We start from the raw sequence: 25,756 nt of genomic DNA, 5'->3' as shown, positions 1-25,756 counted from the left end.
TCAGCGCCGGCGTGCGTACGGCGTCCACAGCGCGCCGTCGAAATAGCGCATCCGTGAACCGTTTTGCGGATCGGGGAACCAACCCGGCTGCACGGGCGGGAACCGGCCGAAGATGCCCCGAGGGTCACCGGCCATGTTGAGTCGGTGCTCGAAATCGGCACGGGCCCGCAATCCGGCGTCGCGCACGGCGAGGGCCCGCCTGCGGCGCGCGACAAGAATCAGAAGGCTCACCACCGCCGTTACCGCGAGTGGCGCGTACCACCCGCTGTACAGGCACCACAGCGCCACCAGCAGTCCGGCACTGGTCAGCAGTGGGTGCCGTCGCGGAAACGACCTGTGAGATTGCCGGTAGCCCATCGACTTTGATCATACGATTCGACGGACGTTTCCCGCCTTCGAAAGGGATGCCCAGGTGCCTTGGCAAGTGTTCGCTGCGCTGTTGCTCGTGATAGTCACCGTGATCGCTCTGCTGGTGCGGGTCACATCGAGTATCGAGACGGGCCGGACCCGGGCGACGCGGGTCGCCATGGTGTCCGGCGGCTTGTTGGTCTTCGTGTTGATACTTGGCTCGACGACGATCGTTTCGACGCGCAACATCGGCGTGGTCACGACGTTCGGCCGCCCCGGCGGCACACTGCCCAACGGCCTGCACGCCAAGGCGCCATGGCAGTCGGTGACCGAGATGAACGGCACCATCCAGATCGACAACCACACCGGAGATGCCGGCACCACGGTCCGACTTGGCAACAATTCGACGGCGGTCGTCGACAACAGCGTGCGGTGGCGCATCCAGCCCGCGGCCGCCGACGAGCTGTTCCTCGACTACCGCGACTTCGACAATGTCCGCGAAAACCTGGTCACCCGCGAACTGAGGGCCGCACTGAACGAAGTGTTCGCCGCATTCGACCCGCTCGCGCCCAAGATGGGCGGGCAGATCGAAATCATCAATGTGATTGTGCCGCTCGTCAATTACGACGAGGCCACCCAGAGCCGGATCAATGCGCTCAACGTCGAGAAAGCCAACACCCGGGTGGCCGAGCAGCGGGCCAAGACCGCTGCGGCCGAGGCCAAGGCGAACGAGATCCTCGCCGCGTCGGTGTCCAACGATCCCAACGTATTGGTGAGCAAGTGCCTGGATGCCGCACGGGAGGCGCACATCAGCCCGCTGGGCTGCTGGCCGAACACCACGGCGGTACCAACCGTGCCTGCCCGGTGACATTCGGCGTTTTCCGCTATGCCTGACGCGATTTATGGGGCACGATTCATCTGTGTTGCGTGCGATCCGCTCTCTTGGCTGTGCAGTGGTGGCGTTGATCGCCGCGGTGGCCATCGGGTTGTCCGCGCCAGCGCCCGCGTCCGCGACCACCGTGACGGGCGCCTATGTCCCGCCGCCGTCACCCCTGTCGGTGCTGGCCACGCCGTTCACGATGGGCATCCACGTCATCGAGGCGATCGCCGAGGGACTCGCGAATGCGGTCGAGTTGATCGCGACGCCCGCGCCGATCACGGTCCCCGCGCCGCACGCTACGACCTAGCGATTGTTTGACGCCGACGTCGACCGGCTAGCTTTTACTCATGCAGGCGCCTGAGGTGCTTGGCGGTCGCTACGAACTTCGGGGCGTTCTAGGGCGCGGCGGCATGGCAGAAGTCCGCGACGGCTGGGATATTCGGCTTGACCGACCGGTCGCCGTCAAACTGCTGCATCCGATCTTGATCGAAGCGCCCGACAACCTGCTTCGCTTCCAGACCGAAGCGCGCGCGGCCGCGGCGCTCAGCCACCCGCACATCGTGTCCGTTCACGACAGCGGCGAGCACGCCGGAACGCCCTACATCGTCATGGAGCGGCTGTCCGGGCAGACGCTGGCCGACGTGATCGCGCATGGGCCTCTCCCGCAGCCGCAGGTGCGAGCGATCCTCGACGACGTGCTTTCCGCGCTGGCCGCCGCACACGCGGCAGGCATTCTGCACCGCGACATCAAACCGGCGAACATCTTGTTCTCGGTGTCTGGTCACGTGAAGGTGGCCGATTTCGGGGTGGCCAAGAGCCCCGGCAGCGTGCACACGATGACGGGCCAGATCGTGGGCACCATGGCGTACCTGAGCCCGGACCGGATCGCAGGCAGGCCTGCGTCCGTCGCGGACGATCTGTACGCGGTCGGCGTAGTGGGTTACGAAGCACTGACCGGGCGTCGGGCCTTCCCCCAGCAGAACATCGGCGAGCTGGCCCGGGCCATCTTGGAGGGGGCGCTGGCGCCGGTCACCGCGCTGCTTCCCGATGCAGACCCGGCCTTGGCGGCCGCGATCGGACGGGCGATGGCGCTCGATCCGGCGTGGCGGTTCTCGAACGCTGAGGAGATGCGCGCGGCGTTGGCCGGCAGGGTAGGCCCGCCCGCGCGGCCGACCACCCGGGTGATGGCCGCCCCGCTGCCGGACCCGACGACGATGGTGGCGGCTGCGCCTACGCCGCGACACCACCGCTCGCGCTGGTGGCTGCTGACCGCGGCGGTGGTGGCGGTTCTCGTCATCGCGATCGCGTTCATCGTCGATTCGTCGTCGAGGCCCGCTGTCCCGGAGCCCGCGAGCACCAGCACAACGGTGCCGCCTCCGCCTACGACGTCATTCGTGCCGCCACCGACGACGACACCGGTACAGGTCGAGCAACCACCGCCGCCGAAGGGGCCACCGGGGCACGGAAATGGTAAGGGCCCGAAAAAACATCGCGACTGAGCGAATCAGCCGCTGAACACCGGCATGGTGATTCCCACGGCTGCGTTCTGCTCGGGCGTGCCCAACACATAGCCGTATCTCTTCGAGGCTGCGATGAAGTTCGCCACTTCCTCCGGTGTCGGCGGCGCCAGGGCGTCGGTGACGGGACGGCCCACTTCTTGGAAGAACCGCCCGAGGCGTGCGGTGGTGACGATCAGATCGATCGCGGGCTTGTCGGTGACGTTGCGGTGCGCATGTGGCGCATCGCCTGGCACGCGGATGTAGTCGCCTGCCTGAGCATCGCGCCACTGCAGACCGTCTTCGCCACCGACGAGGACCTGCTGGGTGCCCGACAGGATGAAGAAGTCCTCGGCGTCAGGATGACTGTGCAGCGGCACCACTGACCCTGGCGGCACGGTGCCCCGCAGCACGCAGAACTCGTCGGACCAGCTGAGGAACTCGACGATGCCACCGAAGACGTCGAAACTCGGGCCCGGTGGGGTTGCGGCAAGTCGGTGAAAGACGGTGCTGAACTCCGATTTCATGGAGCATCGGCCCTCTCCGCTCTATTATTAGGTGGATTCAATATTCATTATAGGAACCCTATAAAGAGGCGCGCTTGTGACGTCAGGCACAGAGGAAACCAGGTCGTACCGATCGGTGCGCAGGGCTGAGGCGGCCGGCGACACCAGGGCGCGGATCCTGGCTGCCGCGATGCGCCTGTTCGTCGAGAAGGGATACGGCAAGGTCACCGTCAGCGACATCGCGCGGGAGGCCGCCGTCGCGGTTCCGACGGTCTACGCCAGCGCCGGCGGCAAGACCGCGATCCTCGCCACGATCATCGACGAGGCGGTCCACGACCCGATCGTCGAGAAGACCCTCGCCGCCGTGCGCACGGCGCGCGAGCCGCGCGAGGTCATCGATGTGGTGGCCAACGGCACCCGGGTCGACAACGAGCGCTACCACGACATCATCGAGGTGAACCGCACCGCGTCCGTCGTCGACGAAATCGCGACCGAAATTCTGGAAAATTCCAACCGCGCCTATCGACAGGCGCTGGCTGTGGCGGTGTCGCGCCTGCGTGAAATGGGCGTTCTCCGAGATTATTTGACCGATGAGCGGGCCACCGACGTGCTCTGGTTCTACTTCGGCCATCAACCGTGGCACGCGCTGGTCGCCGAGTCTGGGTGGACGTGGGACGAGGCTGAAGACTGGCTTCGAGAGCAGGCCGCCGCCGCCCTGTTGCAGCCGAGCTGACGTCTTTCGGTGCCCCCACTAGGACTCGAACCTAGGACCTGCGGATTAAAAGTCCGTAGCTCTACCAACTGAGCTATAGGGGCTTGGGTGATCAGGATACTGGGTGCCTGCGAGCATCTCGTTTGAGGATTGGGGTCCCGATAACCTAAGCTATCGAAGCTCCCAGCGTCACAGCGTTGTGAGTACCCCGGAGAGATTCGGCTGGCCCCCTTCGTCTAGCGGCCTAGGACGCCGCCCTTTCAAGGCGGTAGCGCGGGTTCGAATCCCGTAGGGGGTACGCGCGGCGCCTCGTACGATGGAGTCGCACGGCAAGAAGAGCAAGGCCCTGTGGCGCAGTTGGTTAGCGCGCCGCCCTGTCACGGCGGAGGTCGCGGGTTCAAGTCCCGTCAGGGTCGCCAGTGTTTGGCGAGGCACTTGGGTTTGTGGTTTCGGTGCCTTCCGGCCAGGTAGCTCAGTTGGTATGAGCGTCCGCCTGAAAAGCGGAAGGTCGCCGGTTCGATCCCGGCCCTGGCCACGACGAGGTGACGTTTTCCCTCCTATTGCGAATCCCGTTGACCAGTGGATAATTCGAAAACTTGCACAGTGGGGGCTTGCTGCGGCGATCGTACTGTTGATCATGGCCGATCGGGGGAGGGCACGAGGTGGGTGATCGACTCTCGATCCTCATTGCGGAGGACTCGCTGCTGGTGCGCGACAGTGTTGAGCGCGCGTTGTCGACCGATCCCGGGGTGACCGTCGTCGGCGCCGCCGGGGATTACGACTCCGCGGTCGAACTGGTCGACAAGCACCGACCGACGGTCGTTATGACCGACATCCGGATGCCGCCCACCTCGACCGATGAAGGGATTCGGCTGGCGCGGTGGATGCGCACGGCGCATCCCGATGCGGGTGTGATCGTGTTGTCGCAGTACGCCGAGCCACGCTATGCGGCCGGATTACTCGAGGACGGTACGTCGGGCCGGGGCTACCTGTTGAAAGAACGGATCTCGCACTTCGACGAATTGAGTGAGGCCGTGCACCAGGTCGCTGGCGGCGGAACGGTGCTGGACCCTCTGGTGGTCGAAGCGCTGCTCGCTCAGCCCCGCTCGGCCCCAACGTTGAGTCGGCTGACGCCGAGGGAACGTGAGGTGCTCAGCGAACTGGCGACCGGGTTCTCCAATCGGACGGTCGCCCAACGTCTGGTGCTGTCCCAGCGTGCGGTGGAAAAGCACATCAACTCGATCTTCGCCAAGCTGGAATTGACCGGCGACGACGCCGTTGATCGGCGAGTCAAGGCCGTGTTGATGTTCCTCAACGACAGCGGGCCCGCGTGACCAGCGTCGAAAAAGGTGGTGTGTGCACCATGGTGGGCAGCAAATCGGCCCGGCACGATGGCACCGTGGCGGACGATCTCGTGCGCGTCTGGGTCGTCGACGACCAGACCAGTTTTCGGCGGGCGGCCGCCGCGACGCTCGCTGCCACCGATGATTTCGAGATGGCCGGAGAGTGTGAGACCGGCGAATCCGCGGTCGACCGCATTCCCGACGGTGGCGCCGATCTCGTGCTGATGGACATTCACATGCCGGGCATCGACGGCATCGAAGCCACCCGGCAACTGCGCGCCGCGGACCCCGACTTGATCGTCGTGCTGATGTCCACCTACGACCTCGACGATCTCCCCGCGGCCGCATCGGAGTGCGGCGCGGTTGCGTATCTGCACAAAGAGCACCTGTCCCCGGAAGTGCTGAGCCGGATATGGCAAGCAGCGGACTGAAACAGCCCGCCACCGGCGGAATGATGCCCCACTGGCGCGTACCGCAGGTGTTGCTCACCGCCGCGGTGCGCTCGTCGTCTCTGTTGGGCCACGACCTGATCAACCGTTTCAGGGCCGAGCGGTATCAGCTTTTCCTCGCCGGTCATCTTGCAGGGTGGGCCGGCGCCGGAATCGTGTTGCCGTTTCTGGAGTTCGTGTTCTGGTACCGAACGCCCTACGTGTTGCTGTTCGCCGCCGTCGGTGCCCCGCAATGTGTTGCCTTGGCGGTGGGACTGCGACTGGCCCGGCTCGGCAGATATTCACAGTCGATCAGCCTTGTCTGCGTCACGAACTGGGCCAGCGTCATACTCGTCACGCTTGTCAACCCGAACTTCCTTGCGGTGATGGCGCTGGTCGCCCTCGTCCCAGTTGTCTTCGCCGAACCCTACATTCGCTGGCAACGTGGACTTGCCTTCACCGTGATCACCGCACTGTGCGTTCTGGTGATGGTGATCCTGGCACGCTTCTTGCCGATCCCGGAGGCGGTGGTAAACGGGCCGCGCTGGCTGGAGACCGCGTTCATCGTTGTGGCGCTGCCGTTCAACGCGTTTCATCTCATGGTGATTGTGTGGAACAACGCCGCGGCCCTGCGGACGTCGGAAGGCCAACTCGCTGAACGTGCCGCCGAACTTGCGGCCTCCCGTACTCGGCTGATCACCGCCGCGGACGAAGAACGGCGCCGCCTGGAACGGGATCTGCACGACGGCGCCCAGCAACACCTCGTGTCCCTTTCGGTGCTGATTCAGCTTGCGCGCAAAGCCGATCCCGACCGATGCCAGTCGCTGTTGGCAGAGGCGTCCGAGCTCGTCGAGACTTCCGTCGTCGAGATCCGCAGGCTCGCCCACGGCATCTACCCTCCGCTGCTGGTCAGCGGTGGCCTCACCGAGGCCCTACCGACGCTTGCTGCGCGCGCATCGGTCCCTGTACACGTGGATCTGGCCGGCCTCGGCCGCTACCCGCCCTCGACCGAGGCTGCGCTGTATTACTGCTGCAGCGAAGCGTTGCAGAACGCCGTCAAACACGGCGGTCCCGACACCACGGTCACAATCAAAGCCCGTTGCGATGGCCAGGTGCTCAGCCTCTCGATCAGCGACACCGGACGCGGGTTCGAACGAGCCACGATCGGCCATGGGCTGACCAACATGACAGACCGGCTCTCGGCCATCGGCGGACAACTCGTCGTCGACACGGCGCCGGGGCGCGGCACCCGCATCACCGCCCGCGTCGACTTCACCGGAAGCTGACTGGACTTCACTCGGGGGTGTAGACACCACCACCAATCGTGTTGCGCGCACGGTAGCAAACCGGCCTTCCGCGCAGCAGGATGGTTCTCATCGTCGAAACCGACAGGTTGACAATATGTTTCGCAACCCCTTGCGGACACCCGAGTCGACCTTCGAACTTGCGGGGGCAGACATGACGATCACTTCGAGCACGTTGAGCGCGATGGACTCGGCCGAACTCCTACCGACCGGCACGGTGACCCTTCTGCTGGCAGACATCGAAGGCTCCACCCGGTTGTGGGAGACGCAGCCGGAGCGGATGGCCGCCGCGCTGGCCAGGCTGGACCGCGTGCTTGCCCAACTGGTCTACCTCACCAACGGTGTGCGTCCTGTCGCGCAAGGGGAGGGGGACAGTTTCGTGGTGGCGTTCAGCCGCGCCGGCGATGCGGTCGCCTGTGCGTTGGCGATACAGCAGGCCGGCCTGGCGCCTATTCGTCTGCGCATCGGCGTGCACACGGGTGAAGTGCTGCTGCGCGACCGCGGCAACTACATGGGGCCGACCATCAACCGCACCGCGCGTTTGCGTGATATCGCCCATGGCGGTCAGACCCTACTATCCGGTGCCACAAGCGATTTGGTTCACACATCGCTTCCCGACCAGACTTGGTTGGCACGGTTGGGTTGTCATCCGCTTCGTGACCTGACGCGTCCCGAGCACGTCGCGCAACTCTGCCATCCCGATCTGGTCAACGACTTTCCGCCGCTGCGAACCGGTCCGGTTGCCCGGGCCGGAACCTGACATCGCAGTACGATGCCTGTGACATGAACGGCATTGAGTGACGGTACCCGCCGGGCGGCGCGACGGGGACGCAGGCAACTTCCGTCAACGTCTCTTGGAGGCCCTCGAAGCGTCGATCGCCGAGGACGGCTACACGCGTACCACGGTCGCCGACATCGTGCGCCGGGCGCGAACATCGCGGCGGACCTTCTACGAACACTTCGATCACAAGGAAGCGTGCTTCGTCGCGCTGCTCACCGAGGCGAACGCCGCACAGATTCGGCAGATCTCGGCGGCGGTCGACCCCCACGCACCGTGGCGCACCCAGGTGCGGCAGGCGATCGAAACGTGGATCTCCTCCGGCGAGGCGCGCTCGCCCCTGATGCTGAGCTGGTTTCGTGACGTTCCGTCTTTGGGCGCGGCCGCGCGCCGGTTGCAGCGTGACGGGACAGAACATTTCATCGAGATGGTGCAAGCGCTCGGCGGCTCCGACGAGTTCCGCGCCGCCGGCATCGGTCCGGTCTCGCGCCAGCGGATCATCATGCTGCTCGGCGGCCTGCGTGAGCTCGCCGCGATCACCGTCGAAGAGGGTGGCCGGATGGGCGACATCACTGAGGAAGCAGTTGATGCGTCGATCGCCTTGCTGACCCCGCGGTGAACACGACGCCGTCATCGATCGGGCCATGGCGGAGCAACCGGATGTCTTTCACATAGTTCTGATGCAGCCGCCACGGCGCCCGATCGCCCTGTTTCGGTAGTTCGGCGAGGCTGCGCTTGACGTATCCGGACGTCAGGTCGAGGAACGGGTTGGTCGCCGTCGCGCCGTCCGCATCGGGTGTCACCGCGGCATAGCCGTTGAGGTCCATGTGCTTGAGCAGTCGGCAGACATACTCGGCCACCAGGTCGGCCTTGAGGGTCCACGACGCGTTCGTGTAGCCGATCGTCCATGCGAAGTTCGGTAGGCCGGACAGCATCATGCCCTTGTAGGACACCGTCTTTGACAGATCGACCGGGCGGCCGTCGACCTCGAGTTGCATGCCGCCGACGGCGAGCAGGTTCAGGCCGGTGGCACTGACGACGATGTCGGCCTCCAACTCGGCACCGGACTGCAGCAGGATGCCGGTTTCGGTGAAGGTGTCGATGTGGTCGGTGACCACCGACGCGCGGCCGTCACGGATGGCGGTGAACAGATCGCCGTCGGGCACCAGGCACATGCGCTGGTCCCACGGGTTGTAGGAGGGAGCGAAGTGAGTGTCGACGGCGTAGCCATCGGGGAGTTGTTTGACCGCCGCGCTGCGCAGCATCGACTTCATCATCTCCGGTCGGCGCCGGCTCAGATTGAAAATTGCAATCCCCTGTAATGCGTTCTTCCACCGCACGATTGCATAGGCGAGTTTCGGCGGCAACCACGCCCGCAGGCGATCAGCGACCGCGTCACTGGCCGGGCGTGATGCGATGTACGTCGGCGAGCGCTGCAACATGGTCACGTGTGCGGCCTCTTCGGCCAGCGACGGCACCAGCGTCACCGCGGTCGCCCCGCTGCCGATGACGACCACCCGCTTGCCGCGGTAGTCGAGTTCCTCCGGCCAGTGTTGTGGGTGGATCACCGGACCCTGAAAGCGTTCGGCGCCAGGGAATTTCGGGCTGAAGCCCTCGTCGTAGCGGAAGTAGCCGGTGCACACGTACAGAAACGAGCAGCTGAACCAGAGCAGTTCGTCGGTATCGGCGCGATGCACTTCGACGGTCCAGCGCGCCTCCTCGCTGTCCCAGCTGGCGTTCACAACGCGGTGATTGGTTCGGATCAGCTGGTCGACGCCGTATGCCGCCGCGGTGTCGTAGATGTAGCGCAGGATGCTCGGTCCGTCGGCGATCGCCTTGGGGTTGGTCCACGGTGAGAACCGATAGCCGAGTGTGAACATGTCCGAGTCCGATCGGATACCCGGGTAGCGGAACAGGTCCCAGGTGCCGCCGACGGCGTCGCGTGCTTCGAGCACGACCACCGATTTGTCGGGGCACTGCCGGCGCAGTTGGCACGCGGCGCCGACGCCGGATAGTCCGGCGCCGACAATCAATACGTCCGTTGTTTCCGCTGGTCGTGACATCCATGCGCCTCTCGTCCACGCTTTGGTACAGCCTTGTACCAGGTTCGGTACCAGACGGTACCATTATTAGACGCGTGTGGAAAGGGGGCTTGTGTACATCGGTACCTTGACGTACCGTTGCCGGTACCAGGGAGTACCACCAGCGGAGGTGATCACATGGCCGTGGCGACCACGGACCCGGTGCGGCTACCGCCCGCACCGCGGATACCGAAACTTCTACAGGGCGTGGGCTTCGTCGCCGCCAGGGAGAAGTCGGTCGCCGCGTTGGCCAAGCGGTACGGGTCGGCCTTCACGCTGAGGTTGCCGATATTCGGCGAGACCGTCGTGGTGAGTGACCGGGCTCTGATCAAGGACCTGTTCACCACCGGCCCGGATCTGGTCAGCCGGGCCGGGGCTCTCGGCGAAATGTTCGGTCCCGGTTCAACTTTCAGTCTGGACGGAGACGAACACCGCGAACGGCGCAAGCTGCTGGTGCCGCCGTTCCACGGCAAGCGAATGGCCTCCTATGAGGACATCGTCGAGGAAGAGGTTCTGCGCGAAACCGCGTCATGGCCAGAGGGCAGGGAATTCGAGACCATGCCGTCGATGATGCGCATCACCCTGAACGCCATTCTGCGGACCGTCTTCGGGGCCGAGGGCGCCGCGCTCGATGAACTGCGTGCACTGCTGCCCGGCATGGTGCTGCACTCGTCACGGTTGGCGGTGATGCCGCCGGTCGTGCGGCGCGACCTCGGACGGTGGAGCCCTGGCCGGAAGCTGGCGGCTTACCGTGCCCGCTACGACGAGATCATCCGGCGGCTTATCGCCGACATCCGCGACGACCCGAACTTCGACCAGCGCAACGACGTGCTGAGCCTGCTGCTGCACGCGGGCTACGAGGATGGTTCGCCGATCTCCGACGATCACGTCGCCGACGAACTGCTCACTCTGCTCGCCGCCGGGCACGAAACCACCGCGACCACCCCGGCGTGGGCTGTGGAGCGGCTGCGCCGTCACCCGCGCCTGTTGGCGCGGCTGGCTGCGGAGGTCGACGCCGGCGGTTCGGAACTGGCTCAGGCGACCATCTGGGAGGTGCAGCGCACCCGGCCGGTGATCAACGCAACTGGTCGGCGGGCGAAGACGCGTATTCGGTTGGGAGAATGGGTGATTCCGGAAGGGCATGCCGTTCTGGTCAGCATTTCGCTCGCCCACGCCTCCGAACTCAGCTTTCCCGATGCCAAGGCGTTCAATCCCGACCGATTCATCGGCAACCCGCCCGACAACTATGCGTGGATCCCGTACGGGGGCGGTGTGCGCCGCTGCATCGGGGCGGCTTTCGCAAACATGGAGATGATGGTGACACTGCGAACCTTACTGCGCGAGTTCGAGTTCAACACGACCTACGCCCCAGGCGAGCGCCTGCGTTCGCGGGGGGTCGCCAATGCGCCCGCGCACGGCGGACGAGCGGTGGTATACCGCCGTGTAGTCAAGACACGGCCGACTGCCGGCCAGGCACAGCGCGTTTCGGCATGAGCGCCCGCAAAGAGGTGCTCGTCGACGTCGGCCGCGGCATCGAACTGTGTTACGACCAGACCGGCGACCCCGCCGATCCGCCCATCGTGTTGGTCGCGGGCCTGGGCCAGCAGTTACATTCATGGCCGGACGATTTCGTCGCCGCGCTGGCCGGCCGTGGCTATCGGGTGACGCGGTTCGACAACCGAGACGCGGGTCGGTCGACGCATATGTCGTACCGACCGCCGAACCCGGTCGGGATGCTAAGGGGGCGCAACCAGTACCACCTCGGCGACATGGCCCGCGACACCGCCGGTCTGCTCGACGCGCTCGGCTACTCCGACGCTCACTTCGTCGGTATCTCGATGGGCGGAATGATCGCCCAGACGGTGGCCGCTCACTATCCGGGTCGGGTCCGCACGCTGACATCGATCATGTCGACCACGGGAGCGCGCCGGTTGGGCCGCCCTGCGCCGTCGACGTGGAGGCGGATGCTCACTTCGCGACCACCGCGCACGCGGATGCAGGCGATGGATCGGGCGGCGAGCATGTTCGCGCACATCGGGTCTCACGGGTACCCGTTCGACGAAACCGCGGTGCGCGAGTACGCGGGGATCGCTTGGGACCGAGACCCCAGTCCAGCGGGCATCGCCAGGCAACTCGCAGGCATCTTCGCCTCCGGTGACCGGACCGCCGAACTGCGACACATCGACGCCCCGACACTGGTCATCCACGGTGACCGTGATCGCATGGTGCACCCCACCGGAGGGGCAGCGACTGCGCACGCGATCTTCGGCGCCAGGCTGGAAACGATCGTCGGTCTCGGCCACGATCTGCCGATCGGGGCGTGGGGCCGAGTCATCGACCTGATCACCGAGCACACCACGTTGTCAGGAGCCCCCCACACAAAGGAGCGAGCATGAGCATCCGACGCACCATCAGCGGCCGCACCGTCGTCATCAGCGGAGCGGCATCCGGCATCGGTCGCGCCCTGGCGCAACGGCTTTCGGCGCACAGCTGTCCCGTGGCGATCACCGACATCGATGAGGCCGGTCTCAAGGACACGGAGGCATCGCTGAGCGGCCCGACGCTGCTGCGGGTGCTCGACGTAGCGGACGCCGATGCGCAGCGCGACTTTGCCGCCGAGGTAGGCGACTGGGCGCCGAGGCCGATCGGCGCGGTGTTCAACAACGCCGGCGTCGCGACGTCCTCGAGCGTGCTCGACACCGTCGCCGAGGACGACGACTGGCTGTGGAACATCAACTTCCACGGCGTTGTCAACGGCACCCGCGCGTTCCTGCCGATCCTCGTCGAACAGAACGAAGGCGCGATCGTCAACACGTCGAGCGTGTTCGGCCTGGTGGGTATGCCGAACCAAAGCGCGTATTGCGCAGCCAAATTCGCTGTCCGGGGCTTCACCGATTCCCTCCGGCAGGAATTGCGGAACACCGGCGTGACCGCCGTCAACGTCCACCCCGGCGGCATCAACACCAACATCGTGCGAAACGCTCGGTGGCGCAAGGATCCCGAAGGCCGCGACCGCAGCCACGAACAGATGGTTCACGAGTTCGCCGCGATCACGCTGACACAGCCCGACAAGGCGGCCGAGATCATCCATCGCGGTGTGGAGCGAGGAAAAGCGCGCATCTTGGTGGGGCCGGACGCGTACCTGTTCGACACGCTCGGCCGGTTGGCGCCGACCCGCTATTACGACATTGTCGGCAAGCTCGAATCGGTGCTGCGCACCCGGGCGAACACCGCGCCGGAGGTGACCCGGTCGTGACCGCAGCGCACCTGCCGCCAGGCCCGCGCTGGCCCGCGCCGATCCAAGGGGCGGCGTATCTCGTGGCGCGCCAACACATGATGGCGATCCTGGGCAAGCGCTATGGCACCGCGTTCACCGTGCAGTTGCCGTTCTTCGGGCCGACGGTGGTGATCAGCGATCCCGTGTTGGTGAAACAGTTCTTCCAAACGCGAACCGACGTCGTGCGCAACGTGGAACCCAACCTCGACCTGGTGCTGGGCCCGGGGTCGACGTTCGGTCTGCAAGACGAGGAACATCGGCGGCGGCGCAAGCTGCTGGTGCCGCCGTTCCACGGCAAGCGGATGCGGGCCTACGAGAACCTCGTCGATGAGGAGACCCTCAAGGAGGTGGCCACCTGGCCCGAGGGTCAGGAGTTCTCGGTGCTGCCGTCGACCAACCGGATCACCTTGAACGTGATCCTGCGGGCGGTGTTTGGTGCCGAGGGTGCCGAGTTCGATGCGCTGCGTGTGGTGATGCCCCCGCTGGTGGAACTGGGGTCCAAGCTCGTCTTCCTGCCGTGGTTACACCGCGACCTGGGTCCGTGGAGTCCCTGGGGCCGATTCCTCGGCCTGCGAAGACGATTCGACGAAATCGTCGGAGCGCTGATCGACCGTGTCGCCGCCGACCCGAACCTCGAGCAGCGCGACGACGTGTTGTCTTTGATGCTGCTGTCGCGGTACGACGACGGCACGGCGATGTCGCGCAGCGATCTGGCCGACGAACTGTTCACGTTGCTCGCGGCTGGTCACGAAACCACCGCCACCCAATTGGCTTGGGCGGTCGAGCGGTTGCGCAGGCATCCGGATGTGCTGTCGCGTTTGGTGAATGAGGTCGATTCCGGAGGCTCGGATCTGCTGCAGGCGACGATCCACGAAGTGCAGCGCATCCGACCCGTCATCGACGGCGCCGCTCGCCAGGTGATCGCCGAGTCAATGCCATTGGGGCCATGGGTGATTCCACATGGTTACACCGTCCAGGTGGACATCCCGCTGACGCATCGCAACGCGTACCCGGATCCAGACAGATTCGATCCCGACCGGTTCCTGCGGGCGAGCCCCGATATGTACTCGTGGGTGCCGTTCGGCGGCGGGACCAGGCGGTGTCTGGGTGCGGCATTTGCGAACATGGAGATGAACGTGGTGCTGCGCACGTTGCTGCGCGAGTTTCGCTTCGTCCCGACCGCGGCACCGGCGGAGCGCATGCACAACCGCGGTGTCGCATTCGCGCCGAAAGACGGTGGCCGCGCGGTCGTGTACCGGCGGATCGGCACGGCGGGAGTAGAAGGCCGTCAGAGCAGCGCGCGGGTCAGCGTCTGATCATGCGCGCTGTCGTCATCACCAAACACGGCGATCTTTCTGTGCTTCAGGTGCAGGACCGTCCTGACCCGCCGCCTCCGGGACCCGGACAGGTGAGGGTTGCCGTGCGCGCTGCCGGAGTGAACTTCGCCGATCACCTTGCCCGCGTCGGCCTCTATCCCGACGCGCCGAAGCCGCCCATGGTCGTCGGCTACGAGGTGGCAGGCACCGTCGAGGCCGTCGGCGACGGAGTCGATGAAACGCGTCTGGGGCAACAGGTGTTCGCGGGTACACGCTTCGGCGGCTACGCCGAGATCGTCAATGTGCAGGCTAATGACGCGGTGGCGCTGCCTGATTCGCTGACTTTCGAGCAGGGTGCTGCGATTCCGGTCAACTATGCGACGGCGTGGGCGGCGCTGCACGGCTACGGGTCATTGCGGGCGGGCGAACGCGTGTTGATCCACGCGGCGGCAGGCGGCGTCGGCATCGCGGCCATCCAATTGGCCAAGGCCGGCGGGGCCGAGGTGCATGGCACGGCATCGCCGGGTAAGCACAACCGACTCAAAGAGTTGGGCGTCGACCGGGCGATCGACTACCGGCGCGACGGGTGGTGGAAAGGCTTGCCGCAGTACGACATCGTATTGGATGCGATCGGCGGCACCTCGCTCAAGCGCTCATATCAGTTGTTACGGCCCGGGGGCCGGCTCGTCGGATACGGCGCATCCGCGATGCAGCAGGGGGAGAAGCGGTCGATTCGTATCGCGGTGCCGCACTTGTTGTCGATGGTGCGCGGTTTCAACCTGATCAAGCAGCTGTCGAAATCCAAGAGCCTGATCGGGTTGAACATGCTCGCGTTGTGGGACGACCGGGGCACACTGCAACCCTGGATTGAGCCGTTGTCTGCTGCGCTGGCCGACGGTGTCATCCAGCCTGTCGTGCACGCGGCGGTGCCGTTCGCAGACGCCCGCGAAGCCCACCGCATCCTGGCGGCACGCGAAAACGTCGGGAAGGTCGTGCTGGTGCCCTAGCTTCGTCGGAAGCCCTACCACCCGGGTCCGACATGCGGGTGAGGTTATCCACAGGCTGGATTTCATCCACAGTGCGGCGGCGGACGATGGCGCGGTGTCCTTCGGGGCCGGAGAATCGAAAGTGTGTTCGAGAATTGTGAGGACGTCGGTCTGCTCGACCTGATGAGCACCGCCCAGCGCGACGAGCGTGCCGCCTGCGCCCGCCAACTGCTGGCCATCGGCGCGTTCACCGTGCGCCGCATCGCGGAACAAACTGACGACCAGGGGTTCTGGGTGGTCGACGGGTGGGAACAGATCGCCGCCGAGGTCAGCGCCGAACTCGGATTGAGTCGCAAACGCGCCTCGTCCCGGATGCACTACGGACAGAGCCTGATCGAACGCCTGCCCAAACTGAGTTCGGTGTTCGCCGCCGGCCTGGTCGACTTCCGCATCATCGCCGCGGCCATCTTCCGCACCGGCCTGATCACCGACGCAGACGCGTTGGCGGCCGTCGATGAGCAATTGACCGCCAAGGCGCCCGGGTGGAACGCGCTGTCGCAGGACAAGATCACCGAACTCGTCGACTGGATGGTCATCGAGTTGGATCCCGACGCGGTGCGGGTGGCCAACGAGCGCGACGCCGACCTCCATATCGAGGTCCGGCCCGGGCAGAACGGGACGGCCGAGATCTGGGGCGAGGTCCGCTCACCTGACGGCGCGGCGTTCGACGCCTCCCTCGACAACCTGGCCGCCACCGTGTGTCCCAACGATCCGCGGACCCATGAACAGCGCCGCACCGATGCGCTCGGCCCGCTCTCGGCCCGCGCCACCACCATGCCCTGCCTGTGCGATGCGCCGGACTGCACCGCGGCCGGCGACGGTCGGGTGCCCCCGGTGGTGATCACCGTGATCGCCGACGCAGCCACGGTCGAGGGCCGCAGCGACACACCGGGCTACCTGCCCGGCTACGGCGCACTGCCCGCACAGTCAGTGCGGGACCTCGCCAAGACTGCGTCGCTGCGCCCCGTGCCGGTGCCCAAAGACCTGGCCGACGAACCGAACTACCGGCCTTCGGCCGCGCTGACCCGATTCCTGCAAGCCAGGGATCTGACGTGCACCTTCCCCGGTTGTGACCACCCCGCCGCCGGCTGCGACATCGACCACAGCGTGCCCTGGCCCTACGGGCCCACCCATCCGTCGAACACCTCGCACAAATGCCGCATCCACCACCTGTTGAAAACCTTCTGCGGCTGGCTCGATGTGCAACTACCCGACGGCACGGTCATCTGGCGCTCACCACGCGGGCGCCTGTACCCCACCAAACCGCTCGGGGTGAGGTTCTTCCCCCAACTGGCTACGCCCACCGAAACCCTTGTGCTGTCCCACAGCCCACCCACCAACCCCAACCGCGGCTTGGCCATGCCACGACGCAAACGCACCCGCAGCCAAGACCGCGCCTACCGCATCGAATACGAGCGCGCCCAAAACCACGCCCGCTACGCAGCAGATCCACCACCCTTCTGAGTGTCAATCGCCACCTAGGCAGTGGCCCGCGCCCGTTCGAGCAGTGTCGGATCGTGTGCGCACACGACCAACAGGTCCGGCTCCTGGCGACGGTACAGCTCGGTGAGACGAGCGCGGTTGTCCAACACGGCTTTTCGGTCGAACGCGAACATCGTCTCCATGGCGGTCAGGGCCTTCGGCACCGGTGTCCCGTCGAGGGTGCCGTAGTGGTAGAAAGCGTCACCGGCGTGCAGCACCCAGCGATGGCCGGCGTCGACCGCCACACATGCATGGCCGCGGGTGTGCCCTGGCATTGAAACCAACGCGATGCCCGGCGCGATCTCGGTCAGTTCCTTGGCTGCGGCGAAGCCGCGCCACTTCTCGCCACGGGGATCGTGTTCGACGATCTTCGGATTGTGGGCCCACTGCACGGAGCGGTAACGGGCCTTCTCCCGCCTCGATGGTGCCCTCATCGCGCCGAGCGCCTCCGCGGCCGTCAGATGAACCTGCGCCTCCGGGAAATCGGACAGCCCACCTGCGTGGTCCATATCCAGGTGCGTGATGACGATGTGCCGCACGTCATCTCGTGCGAACCCGAGACCTTCGATCTGGTGCGCGACGGTCTCGGCGTGACGCAGCACCGGTCTGACCATCCGGCGGGCCGGGCCCACCCGCTTGGGATTGTCACAATCGTGACTGCCGTAGCCGCTGTCGACGAGGACCAGCCCGTCATCTGTTTCGACGAGCAGCACGTGGCAGACCATCGGGCTGGGCATCGTCATCGTGCCGCAGTTGAGGTGGTGAACCTTCACGGCCGACTCTCCAGCCGTGACGCGAGCAGTTGTTCCACCTCTCGGCGGGCCGCGACCAGGTCGACCTTGTCGTCGAGCACGTATTGCAGCGCCACCCCGCGCAGCATCGCGACGATCACCGTGGCTAGGCCCTGCGCATCGACGGTGTTGTTCACATCGCCGGCGGTCACCGCCAATTGGATCCGCTTCTCGATCTCCTCGCGGAATTCACGGTCGGCAGAGATCATCTGCGGCCTGACGTCCTCCGACGGGCCAGCGACCGCATCGGCCCACAGCACTAACCGGGCTCGATTCACCGGTTGAAGGTCCGACACCACCCGGAAGTAGAAGTCGATCAGCTGGCGCAGTTGGTCGACCGGCGAATCCGATTGGCTCTCTTGGGTTATCGCTTCGCGGAACTGGCTGGTGACCACCTCGACGAGCCGCTGCATCAACGCGCTCTTCGATCCGAAGTGATGCGTGGCCAAGCCACGGCTGTAACCGGCACGCTGGCCGACGTTGGCCAGCGTCACTCCCGCGGGCCCGACTTCGCCGACCAGTTCCGCGGCCGCGCGCACCAACCGGCGCTCGGCTTCGATCCTGCGCTGCTGCTGGGTACGGGGCGGACCCGACTCAGTCACCGAGCGTCCCGGCCAGCGCAAGGAGTTCGCCGCGGCCGATCTGAGTGACAAGGCTCGCGGTGTCGAAATAGATGCGTTCGTTGACGATGCGGTCACCCTCGAAGAAGAACACCGCGATCAGCGGCACCCGAAACGACTTGCCCGTGGGCGGCATGCCGTAGAACTCGCCGAGATTCGTTCCCAGAAGGTCGAACTCGACGATGACCGCATCATCGCAGACGTGAAAGCGGGCGTTTTCATGGCGCTGGTCCGGAAACGCGGTGCGCGTGGAGAGGTAGTAGCCCATCACCTCGTCGTCGCCGTCGTAGACCTGCCCGGTGGCCATGATCTCGTAGTGCGGATGGCCCTCGCCGTCGGTCTTGAACGTCGCGAGCGTTGCGTCGAACTCCTTGGTCACCTCGGTGTCCATGTGTTCACGGATGATGGCGAGGCGGCGCTGACGCAGGTCGTCGGTGATCATCGGCCCTCCCGAGGCACTTGCTTGTTGACGAACAAGTTACGGTACCAAGCGGTACCGGGTCAAGGGTGATCCTCAATTTCTCTTGGTGGAGGCGCGGGCAAGCATGCGCATCAACAGCTGGCAGATCGCCGCCAGCGGCGCTTTGACGAGAGGCAAACGCGCAGTCGACGAGAGGGTGTACGTGATCTGAGTGCCTGCCCCGGCTTCGCTGAGTCGCACCTCGCCCGCGTACCCGGGAAACGGCACCCCGGACAGCGCTCGGTAGGCGAGCAGGTGTGGCGGTTGAAACGTGACGACTTCTTCGACGAGGTCCGGGGCCGGTCCCGCCGTTGCGATACGGCGAACGGCGCCAACGCCGTTCGGATCCGCGGCGCCCACCTTGTCCATTGTCACCGACAGCCCGGGGGCCCATCGGCCGATCCCGACGTGATCGCTCAGCGCGTCCCATACGGTGTCGATTGGTGCGCCGACTGTGGTTTGTGACGTGACCTGCATCTGCCCCCCTAGGCGGTGTTCTTGGCGTGCTCGTAGGACCTGCGATCATGTGAGCACACGATGAGCATGCCGGGATCGCCGCCTCGGTGCAGTTCGACAAGGCGAGCGTGGTTGTCCTGCACCATCTTCCAATCGAATGCGGTCGCCCGTTCGAACGCGGCAAGCGACCGGGGCATGCGTGCGGTTCCGTCCAGGGTGCCGTGATGAAAGTAGCCGTCGCCGCAGTGCAGCACCCAACGGTGTCCGGCGTCGACCGCCACGCAGGCATGACCTCGGGTGTGCCCCGGCAACGAAATCAACGCGATGCCCGGCGACACCTCGTCGAGTTCCCTGGCCGCCGCGAATCCTCGCCACTTCTCGCCGTCGATGGCGTGTTCGACGATCTTGGGACCGTGCGCCCATTGAACGGTGCGAAAGCGCATCTTCTCGCCGCGTGTCGGTGTTCGCAGCGCGCCGAACGCCTCCGCGGCGGTGACGTGCACCTGGGCATCGGGGAAGTCGGCTATCCCGCCTATGTGGTCGCAGTCGAAATGGGTGATGATGATGTGGCGGACGTCGTCGCTGCGAAAGCCAAGTCGCTCAACTTGTTTGACAGCTGACTCGGCAGGTTCCAGCACTGGCCGGACGAAGAGCCTGGAGGCGCCCACCCGACGCCGAGGATCTGCGCAGTCGCGCGTTCCGAAGCCCGTGTCGACCAATACCAGGCCATTGTCCGTCTCGACCAGCAGGACATGACACACCATTCGCCCACAACCGAGCGGATAGATGGTCCCGCAGTTGAGGTGGTGAACTCTCACATGTGCAGTCTCACACGTGAGATGGCACCTCGAGATCGCTAATCTTGTGACGGTGCTGCCGCTCGATGGTGGCGAAGTAGAACGCGTAAGCGAACGCGCAGCTGGTGAACAAGCTCGACACGAAGAACAGCCAAGGGCGCCGGATGCCCCGCCGTCGGCCGTCGACGATCGTGAAGAACGGCAGCAGAAGAACATTGATGATCGTGTAGTCGGCGCTGGCCGACGCCGCCGCCGGATTGGCGTAGCCCAGCGAGATGAACTGGCCCCAATTGGCGCCCTCGCCCCAGAACGGGTTGGCCGAGTACCCGTACACGTACTGGATGTTGAAGTACCAGCACAGGGGCAGCGACGCGAGGCCGACGACCCAGAACAGGATCTCCAGCGCGGAGAAACGCGAACCGCCAGCCGGCCGGTTGAAGATCTTCGGGTTCGACGCGATGGTGAACCAGATGGTCGCTATTCCGAGGAGTGCGTGCACGACGAGGGAGACCATGTCCGGAGTCTTGCCACCGATCCGAGTTTTGTCAATATTGACATAACCTGATTGCGGTACCTTACGCACATGGTCCGGCCTGCCCAAACGGCGCGCAGCGAGCGAACACGCGAAGCCTTGCGCCGCGCCGCTCTAGTGCGGTTCACCGCGCAGGGCATCGAAGACACCTCGGCCGAACAGATCGCCGCCGACGCGGGGGTGTCGTTGCGAACCTTTTATCGCCACTTCGCCTCGAAGCACGATCTGTTGTTCGCCGATTACGACGCCGGTGTGCACTGGTTCCGCAAGGCGCTGGCGGAGCGCTCGGCCGATGAACCGATCGTCGAGTCGGTTCAGGCGGCGATCATGGCGCGACCCTACGACGACTGGGCCGTCACCGAGATCGCTGCGCTGCGCGCGCAGGAACTCGACCCGGGCCGAATCGTCCGGCACATCCGGCAACTCGAGGTCGACTTCGCCGAGGCGATCGAGGACCGACTCGCAGGCGACGATGCACCGAAGGCGGGCACCGATGAGCGGATGCGCATCACGGTCACGGCGCGCTGCATCGCCGCCGCGGTGTTCGGCGCTATGGAGGTCTGGATGCTCGGCGACGACCGGTCGCTGCCGGAACTGGATCGGCTGTGCCGCGCCGCGCTGAAGTCGCTGCGCAGTGGACTGGGGGAGCGGGACTGATCCCCAAGTTTTGTCATTATTGACAAAACTGTGTCGTCCGTGTCAGCCTCAGCCGATGACGGACTTTGACGCGATTGTCGTCGGCGCAGGCCACAACGGGCTCACCGCCGCCGTGCTGCTGCAGAAGGCCGGACTGCGCACGCTCTGCCTGGATTCCAAGCTGTACGCAGGCGGGATGGCATCCACGGTGGAGTTGTTCGACGGTTACCGATTCGAAATCGCAGGCTCGGTGCAGATCCCGACCTCGGCGGTGGTGAGCCGCGAACTCGGACTCGACGACCTACCGACTGTCGACCTCGACGTGATGTCGGTATCGCTGCGCGGCGTCGGCGATGAGCCCCTGGTGTACTACACCGACCCGATGAAGTTGCTCACGCACATCAACGAGGTGCACGGCGCCGAGGCCGTCAACGGGATGGCTGGTCTGATGGCCTGGTGTCAGGCGCCGACGCGCGCGCTGGGACGCTTCGAAGCGGGCCTTCCCCCGAAGACGCTGGACGAGATGTACGCTTGTGCGACAAGCGAATTCGAACGCTCGACGATCACCGACATGCTGTTCGGGTCGGTCACCGATGTGATCGACCGCTACCTGCCGGACAAGGAGAAGAACGGCGCGCTGCGCGGCATGCTCGCGCTGTTGGCGTGCAATACCACCTATCGTGGGCCGGAGACCCCCGGGACGGCGGCGGCCTTGGCGTACGGCTTCGCCGTCCCGGACGAAAATGCGCTGCTGGTCAAGAAGTTACGCGGTGGCATCGGTGCGCTCACCACGCACCTGCTCGGGATGTTCACGTCCAACGGCGGCGAATTGCGCCTGCGCAGCAAGGTCAACGAGATCCTGGTCGCCGACGATCGGGTCACCGGGGTGCGTCTGGAGGACGGCGCGACGATCACCGCGCCGGTCGTGGTGTCCGGTATAGCCCCCGACCTGACGGTCGGCCTCGTCGAAGGCGCCGCGGTGCCTGCCGACATGCGGGAGCGATTCTCGCGGGTCGACCACAGGGGCAGCTATCTGCAGATGCACTTCGCCCTCGATGGCATACCGGAGTTCGCGGCGCCATACGAGTTGCTCAACGATCCGGCCATGCAGTCCAACATCGGTATTTTCAGCACGCCCGAGGAACTGCAGCAGCAGTGGGAGGACTGCAGGCACGGCATCGTGCCCGCCGATCCGTCGATCGCGCTGCAGATCCCGTCGGTCAACGATCCCGGCCTCGCACCACCCGGTAAACACGCCGCATCGGCGTTCTCGCTGTGGTTCCCGATCGAGGGGGGCGACGCCGGCTACGGCGAGATGAAGGTACAGATGGGACAGCGGGTGATCGACAAGATCACTCGGCTGGCACCGAACTTCGAGAGCCTGATCATCAGGCACACCACATTCACGCCCAAGCACATGGGCACCATGTTCGGTGCGCCCGGCGGCGACTACTGCCACGGCCTGATCCATCCCGACCAGATTGGCATCAACCGCCCGGGACCGAAAGGCTATGTCGATCAACCGATTCCGATCGACGGACTGTATCTCGGCAGTGCCGGCTGCCACGGCGGTCCCGGTATCACGTTCGTTCCCGGTTACAACGCGGCCAGGGCGGTGCTCGCCGAGCTATAGCGGTCTGCGTCGAAACTACGGTTTCTGACAGATATCAGCGAAAATCCGTCAGAAACCGTAGTCTCGTCGCAGTTTCGCCGGCCCGGCCGCGGGGAAAGCCACCGGGTATGCCCCTCACAGTTGCCGTTACCGGTCCCACTGGTGATATCGGTATCTCGGCGGTCAGAGCGCTGGAAGCCGACCCCGACGTCGAGCGCATCATCGGGATGGCTCGGCGGCCGTTCGACCCGGCAGCGCATGGCTGGACCCGCACGGAATATCTGCAGGGCGACATTCTCGACCGCGACGCCGTCGATGCATTGGTGGCCGACGCCGACGTGGTGATCCATCTCGCGTTCATCATCCTGGGTTCACGCGAGGAGAGCGCCCGCGTCAACCTGCAGGGCACCCGCAACGTCTTCGAGGCGACCGTCGCGGCCGCGCGACCGCGCCGCCTGGTGTACACGTCGTCGGTCGCCGCGTACGGCTATCACGCCGACAACCCGGTGCCGATCACCGAAGACGTGCCACCACGCGGGTCGCCGGAACACTACTACTCCGAGCAGAAAGCCGCGTGTGAAGCCGCGCTGACCGAGATCACCAGCGGCTCATCGCTGGCGGTGTACGTGTTGCGACCTTGTATCGTCGCCGGGCCGAAGGCGCCTGCGCTTGCCGAGGCGATGCCGTGGAACCAGCTGCCCGGCCCTGTCAAGCGGGTCACCCAGGCGCTGCCGTTGCTCAAGCCGCCGTTCCCCGATCCCGGGACCCCGCTGCAGCTCGTCCACCACGACGACGTCGCGTCCGCAATCGCCTTGGCGGCAACCACTTCCGCTCCGCCCGGGGCCTACAACATCGCCGGCGACGGGGTGTTGTCGATGTCCGATGTGGCCGAGACGCTCGGCGCTCGGCCCGTCCGGTTGCCCCACGTTGCCGCGACCGCGGCCTCGGGAGTCATCGCCCGCCTGCCGTTCGTGCCGTCGGCGCTGGAGTGGCTGCACGCCGGCCGAACGTCGGTGGTGATGGACACCGCCAAGGCGAAAGCCGAACTGGGCTGGACGCCCAAATACACTGCCGCCGAGACGCTGTCATCGTTGAGGGAGGCGATTTAGCGGTCGTCGGTGTCCTCGGCGGGCCCACTCGGGGTGGCGCCGCCCTCGTCGGACCAGTCGCTGCGGTCGCCCGCTCCCTTGGCAGGGTCGCTTTCGACGTCTTCGTCGGTGTCGAGAGCGTCGGGTTTCTTGCTGTTCACCGCTGCTGACTACCCGCGTCGTCGGGTTCGGAAACGGTCAGCACGGCGTCCACCACGTACGGGTCGGTCTCCAGTTCGCGCTCGAGGCGGCGCAGCCTGCGTGCCACCGACGACTCCACATCGTCACCGCAGAGATCGACACTGGCAACGAGGAAAAGCTGCTTGGGGCCAATGAATTCCAGTCGCAGATAGCGCACATCGGCGACTCCGTCGAGCTGCCGCACGCGCGCGACGGCCGCGTCCTTCAGGTCCGCCGACCCAGGTTCACCCGTCAGGAACCGGCGGTTGCGGTCGATCAGGACCACGGCCACCATGCCGAGCAGCACGCCGACCAGGATGGAACCGACTGCGTCCCACGCGGCGACGCCGGTCAGCTCATGCATCGCGATACCGGCTCCGGCGATGACGATGCCCACCAACGCGGCGGCGTCCTCGGCGAACACCGCGCGCGTGGTCGGGTCCGACGTCTCCAGCGCGTGCGTCAGCAGGTCGCGATCCAGGCTGTGGGCTTCCGCGCGCAGCTGTCTGACCGCCTGCAGGAACGAAATACCTTCCAGCACAAGAGAAACAGCCAACACAATGTAGGCAAGTGTGTAGTCGCGGCCCTCCGCCTCCTGCCCGCCGGTGAGCTCCGTGATGCCATGCCAGATCGACACCGATGCGCCGACGACGAAAAGTCCGATCGCGGCGAGCAATGACCACACGTATGCTTCACGGCCGTATCCCAGCGGGCGCCGGGGATCGGCGGGTCGGGCGCTGCGTCGATTGGCGATCATGAGGAACACCTCGTTGCCGGTGTCGGCCCACGAGTGCGCCGCCTCGGCAAGCATCGACGCCGAACCCGACACCGCGGCGGCCGCCGTCTTCGCGGCCGCGATCGCGAAGTTCGCGCCGAAGGCAACCAGTACTGTCAGTGTGCTCTCGCCGCCGGCCTCGGCCATCGGGCTCAGCCGCGCTGGCGCAGTTGCGCCACCCAGTCCTCGGGCACCCGCTCGGCGGGACCCGGCACCGCCTGGTCGGCCGGGTGGCTTTCGGGCGGGGCCAGGTCCGGTCCGTCGTAGTACTCGCGCGCGTCGTAGTTCCAGAACCAGTCCTCGCCGGGTTCGAACGACCGGATGATCGGGTGTCCGGTTTCCCGCCAGTGCGCCGCAGCATGCCGGGCCAGCGAGTCGTCACAGCAACCCACGTGGCCACAGGCTGCGCAGCGGCGCAGATGTACCCACCAGCCACCGGCGGCGTCGCATTCGACACAGCCTGGGCCGCTCGGCGGGACTGACGGATCCACAGCGGTGCTCATGAGTGTGGAGCCTACCGACGAAGCTGTCGCGCGCTCGCGATCGAACAGAGCGAAACCAAAAGCGTTGCGCGGCCGGTCAGGACCCGCAGCTGCCGCCGCCCGCCGACGCGGTGACTGCCCGCGTTCACTCTGCGCTCAGGGCGCCGCTTACTCGCAGTTTGTCGCCGTAGGCGCAGAGTCAATGCCCACGCGCCATCGTCGACTTGGGTGCGCTCTAGTTGTGATGTCCAGGGAGGTTATCCGGGTCGCTGTCGGTGAGCCTGTGTGACAGGGAAGGCCTCCGGTTGTGAAGTGGAGCTGTCTAGGAAC

At 65.8% G+C, this 25,756-nt stretch carries 29 protein-coding genes, 4 tRNA genes and 1 pseudogene; 21 read left to right on the top strand and 13 right to left on the bottom strand.

Going from position 1 to position 25,756, the window contains the following annotated elements:
- Window positions 1-357, bottom strand: a complete 357-nt coding sequence (locus tag ACGFK1_RS12075; RefSeq protein ID WP_393428583.1) for a DUF2510 domain-containing protein — start codon at window positions 355-357, stop codon at window positions 1-3.
- A 55-nt stretch (window positions 358-412) separates the two neighbouring features.
- Here ACGFK1_RS12075 and ACGFK1_RS12070 point away from each other — a divergent pair, with 55 nt between their 5' ends.
- Genes ACGFK1_RS12070 through ACGFK1_RS12060 form a run of 3 tightly spaced genes read left to right on the top strand, consistent with a single transcriptional unit; the run spans window position 413 to window position 2,727 of the window.
- Entirely contained in the window at window positions 413-1,216 is an 804-nt protein-coding gene (locus tag ACGFK1_RS12070) for an SPFH domain-containing protein (protein WP_393428580.1), read from the top strand.
- A 52-nt stretch (window positions 1,217-1,268) separates the two neighbouring features.
- Window positions 1,269-1,535 carry a hypothetical protein gene (locus ACGFK1_RS12065; RefSeq protein ID WP_393428578.1) on the top strand — a complete coding sequence of 89 codons (267 nt, stop codon included), beginning with the start codon at window positions 1,269-1,271 and terminating at the stop codon, window positions 1,533-1,535.
- 40 nt (window positions 1,536-1,575) lie between these two features.
- Window positions 1,576-2,727: a serine/threonine-protein kinase gene (locus ACGFK1_RS12060; protein ID WP_393428575.1), complete on the top strand. Its 1,152-nt coding sequence runs from the start codon at window positions 1,576-1,578 to the stop codon at window positions 2,725-2,727.
- 5 nt (window positions 2,728-2,732) lie between these two features.
- Here the strand turns inward: ACGFK1_RS12060 and ACGFK1_RS12055 are convergent, their stop codons facing one another.
- The gene (locus ACGFK1_RS12055; RefSeq protein WP_393428572.1) at window positions 2,733-3,251 is read right to left on the bottom strand and encodes a cupin domain-containing protein; all 519 of its coding nucleotides are present in this window, start codon (window positions 3,249-3,251) and stop codon (window positions 2,733-2,735) included.
- A 76-nt stretch (window positions 3,252-3,327) separates the two neighbouring features.
- On the opposite strand from ACGFK1_RS12055, the gene ACGFK1_RS12050 reads away from it, so the two are divergent.
- A complete protein-coding gene (locus ACGFK1_RS12050) occupies window positions 3,328-3,963 on the top strand; it encodes a TetR/AcrR family transcriptional regulator (RefSeq protein WP_393428570.1) in 636 nt (211 codons plus the stop codon).
- A gap of 10 nt (window positions 3,964-3,973) precedes the next feature.
- On the opposite strand, the gene ACGFK1_RS12045 is transcribed toward ACGFK1_RS12050, so the two are convergent.
- Window positions 3,974-4,046, bottom strand: a tRNA-Lys gene (locus ACGFK1_RS12045).
- A 121-nt stretch (window positions 4,047-4,167) separates the two neighbouring features.
- On the opposite strand from ACGFK1_RS12045, the gene ACGFK1_RS12040 reads away from it, so the two are divergent.
- The 8 genes and pseudogenes from ACGFK1_RS12040 (at window position 4,168) to ACGFK1_RS12005 (ending at window position 8,414) form a co-directional block, all read left to right on the top strand.
- Window positions 4,168-4,240 (top strand) — tRNA-Glu (locus ACGFK1_RS12040).
- Between the two features lie 44 nt (window positions 4,241-4,284).
- A tRNA-Asp gene (locus ACGFK1_RS12035) sits at window positions 4,285-4,361 on the top strand.
- Window positions 4,362-4,403: 42 nt separating this feature from the next.
- Window positions 4,404-4,477 (top strand) — tRNA-Phe (locus tag ACGFK1_RS12030).
- A 127-nt stretch (window positions 4,478-4,604) separates the two neighbouring features.
- Window positions 4,605-5,276, top strand: a complete 672-nt coding sequence (locus ACGFK1_RS12025) for a response regulator (protein WP_393428567.1) — start codon at window positions 4,605-4,607, stop codon at window positions 5,274-5,276.
- A gap of 65 nt (window positions 5,277-5,341) precedes the next feature.
- Window positions 5,342-5,716 (top strand): response regulator transcription factor, encoded by a 375-nt coding sequence (locus tag ACGFK1_RS12020; RefSeq protein ID WP_393428565.1) that lies wholly within the window; start codon window positions 5,342-5,344, stop codon window positions 5,714-5,716.
- On the top strand, window positions 5,698-6,999 hold the full coding sequence (locus tag ACGFK1_RS12015; protein WP_393428561.1) for a sensor histidine kinase: 1,302 nt from the start codon (window positions 5,698-5,700) through the stop codon (window positions 6,997-6,999). The genes ACGFK1_RS12020 and ACGFK1_RS12015 overlap by 19 nt, the downstream gene beginning before the upstream one ends.
- 172 nt (window positions 7,000-7,171) lie before the next feature.
- A pseudogene (locus ACGFK1_RS12010) lies at window positions 7,172-7,747 on the top strand (adenylate/guanylate cyclase domain-containing protein); the annotation flags it as partial.
- A 67-nt stretch (window positions 7,748-7,814) separates the two neighbouring features.
- Window positions 7,815-8,414, top strand: a complete 600-nt coding sequence (locus ACGFK1_RS12005; protein WP_393428558.1) for a TetR/AcrR family transcriptional regulator — start codon at window positions 7,815-7,817, stop codon at window positions 8,412-8,414.
- Here ACGFK1_RS12005 and ACGFK1_RS12000 read toward each other — a convergent pair.
- Window positions 8,365-9,858: a flavin-containing monooxygenase gene (locus ACGFK1_RS12000; RefSeq protein ID WP_393428555.1), complete on the bottom strand. Its 1,494-nt coding sequence runs from the start codon at window positions 9,856-9,858 to the stop codon at window positions 8,365-8,367. The two genes, ACGFK1_RS12005 and ACGFK1_RS12000, sit on opposite strands and share 50 nt — an antisense overlap.
- 156 nt (window positions 9,859-10,014) lie before the next feature.
- Here ACGFK1_RS12000 and ACGFK1_RS11995 point away from each other — a divergent pair, with 156 nt between their 5' ends.
- From ACGFK1_RS11995 to ACGFK1_RS11970, 6 genes are all read left to right on the top strand, one after another.
- Window positions 10,015-11,370, top strand: coding sequence for a cytochrome P450 (locus ACGFK1_RS11995; protein ID WP_393428552.1), 1,356 nt, complete (start codon window positions 10,015-10,017; stop codon window positions 11,368-11,370).
- Window positions 11,367-12,272, top strand: coding sequence for an alpha/beta fold hydrolase (locus ACGFK1_RS11990; RefSeq protein WP_393428549.1), 906 nt, complete (start codon window positions 11,367-11,369; stop codon window positions 12,270-12,272). The genes ACGFK1_RS11995 and ACGFK1_RS11990 overlap by 4 nt, the downstream gene beginning before the upstream one ends.
- Complete coding sequence (locus ACGFK1_RS11985) at window positions 12,269-13,132, top strand: SDR family NAD(P)-dependent oxidoreductase (protein ID WP_393428546.1); 864 nt, start codon at window positions 12,269-12,271, stop codon at window positions 13,130-13,132. The genes ACGFK1_RS11990 and ACGFK1_RS11985 overlap by 4 nt, the downstream gene beginning before the upstream one ends.
- A complete protein-coding gene (locus ACGFK1_RS11980) occupies window positions 13,129-14,469 on the top strand; it encodes a cytochrome P450 (protein WP_393428543.1) in 1,341 nt (446 codons plus the stop codon). The genes ACGFK1_RS11985 and ACGFK1_RS11980 overlap by 4 nt, the downstream gene beginning before the upstream one ends.
- 2 nt (window positions 14,470-14,471) lie before the next feature.
- Window positions 14,472-15,476: a zinc-binding dehydrogenase gene (locus tag ACGFK1_RS11975; RefSeq protein ID WP_393428540.1), complete on the top strand. Its 1,005-nt coding sequence runs from the start codon at window positions 14,472-14,474 to the stop codon at window positions 15,474-15,476.
- A 123-nt stretch (window positions 15,477-15,599) separates the two neighbouring features.
- Window positions 15,600-16,979 (top strand): HNH endonuclease signature motif containing protein, encoded by a 1,380-nt coding sequence (locus tag ACGFK1_RS11970; RefSeq protein ID WP_393428537.1) that lies wholly within the window; start codon window positions 15,600-15,602, stop codon window positions 16,977-16,979.
- 14 nt (window positions 16,980-16,993) lie between these two features.
- Here the strand turns inward: ACGFK1_RS11970 and ACGFK1_RS11965 are convergent, their stop codons facing one another.
- From ACGFK1_RS11965 to ACGFK1_RS11940, 6 genes are all read right to left on the bottom strand, one after another.
- Window positions 16,994-17,770: an MBL fold metallo-hydrolase gene (locus ACGFK1_RS11965; RefSeq protein WP_393428534.1), complete on the bottom strand. Its 777-nt coding sequence runs from the start codon at window positions 17,768-17,770 to the stop codon at window positions 16,994-16,996.
- The gene (locus tag ACGFK1_RS11960; RefSeq protein ID WP_393428531.1) at window positions 17,767-18,390 is read right to left on the bottom strand and encodes a TetR/AcrR family transcriptional regulator; all 624 of its coding nucleotides are present in this window, start codon (window positions 18,388-18,390) and stop codon (window positions 17,767-17,769) included. Before ACGFK1_RS11960 ends, ACGFK1_RS11965 begins: the two co-directional genes overlap by 4 nt.
- Entirely contained in the window at window positions 18,383-18,850 is a 468-nt protein-coding gene (locus ACGFK1_RS11955) for an ester cyclase (protein WP_393428529.1), read from the bottom strand. The genes ACGFK1_RS11960 and ACGFK1_RS11955 overlap by 8 nt, the downstream gene beginning before the upstream one ends.
- Before the next feature lie 72 nt (window positions 18,851-18,922).
- Window positions 18,923-19,345, bottom strand: coding sequence for an SRPBCC family protein (locus ACGFK1_RS11950; protein ID WP_393428526.1), 423 nt, complete (start codon window positions 19,343-19,345; stop codon window positions 18,923-18,925).
- 8 nt (window positions 19,346-19,353) lie between these two features.
- Complete coding sequence (locus ACGFK1_RS11945) at window positions 19,354-20,142, bottom strand: MBL fold metallo-hydrolase (protein ID WP_393428523.1); 789 nt, start codon at window positions 20,140-20,142, stop codon at window positions 19,354-19,356.
- 10 nt (window positions 20,143-20,152) lie between these two features.
- Window positions 20,153-20,635, bottom strand: coding sequence for a DUF2834 domain-containing protein (locus ACGFK1_RS11940; RefSeq protein WP_393428520.1), 483 nt, complete (start codon window positions 20,633-20,635; stop codon window positions 20,153-20,155).
- 69 nt (window positions 20,636-20,704) lie between these two features.
- Between ACGFK1_RS11940 and ACGFK1_RS11935 the strand changes: the two genes are divergently transcribed.
- The 3 genes from ACGFK1_RS11935 to ACGFK1_RS11925 all read left to right on the top strand — a co-directional run bounded on the left by ACGFK1_RS11935 (window position 20,705) and on the right by ACGFK1_RS11925 (window position 24,010).
- Entirely contained in the window at window positions 20,705-21,310 is a 606-nt protein-coding gene (locus ACGFK1_RS11935; protein WP_393428518.1) for a TetR/AcrR family transcriptional regulator, read from the top strand.
- A 55-nt stretch (window positions 21,311-21,365) separates the two neighbouring features.
- Complete coding sequence (locus tag ACGFK1_RS11930) at window positions 21,366-22,922, top strand: phytoene desaturase family protein (protein ID WP_393428516.1); 1,557 nt, start codon at window positions 21,366-21,368, stop codon at window positions 22,920-22,922.
- A 107-nt stretch (window positions 22,923-23,029) separates the two neighbouring features.
- Complete coding sequence (locus ACGFK1_RS11925; protein WP_393428514.1) at window positions 23,030-24,010, top strand: SDR family oxidoreductase; 981 nt, start codon at window positions 23,030-23,032, stop codon at window positions 24,008-24,010.
- On the opposite strand, the gene ACGFK1_RS11920 is transcribed toward ACGFK1_RS11925, so the two are convergent.
- Genes ACGFK1_RS11920 through ACGFK1_RS11910 form a run of 3 tightly spaced genes read right to left on the bottom strand, consistent with a single transcriptional unit; the run spans window position 24,007 to window position 25,447 of the window.
- A complete protein-coding gene (locus ACGFK1_RS11920) occupies window positions 24,007-24,150 on the bottom strand; it encodes a hypothetical protein (RefSeq protein WP_393428512.1) in 144 nt (47 codons plus the stop codon). The two genes, ACGFK1_RS11925 and ACGFK1_RS11920, sit on opposite strands and share 4 nt — an antisense overlap.
- Window positions 24,147-25,091, bottom strand: a complete 945-nt coding sequence (locus tag ACGFK1_RS11915; protein ID WP_393428510.1) for a cation diffusion facilitator family transporter — start codon at window positions 25,089-25,091, stop codon at window positions 24,147-24,149. The genes ACGFK1_RS11920 and ACGFK1_RS11915 overlap by 4 nt, the downstream gene beginning before the upstream one ends.
- A 5-nt stretch (window positions 25,092-25,096) precedes the next feature.
- Window positions 25,097-25,447: a UBP-type zinc finger domain-containing protein gene (locus ACGFK1_RS11910; RefSeq protein WP_393428508.1), complete on the bottom strand. Its 351-nt coding sequence runs from the start codon at window positions 25,445-25,447 to the stop codon at window positions 25,097-25,099.
- Window positions 25,448-25,756: the final 309 nt, after the last annotated feature.

Source organism: Mycobacterium sp. NPDC048908 (assembly GCF_043197955.1).
Lineage (GTDB): Bacteria > Actinomycetota > Actinomycetes > Mycobacteriales > Mycobacteriaceae > Mycobacterium.
This window is presented reverse-complemented; position numbering and strand designations above follow the sequence as displayed.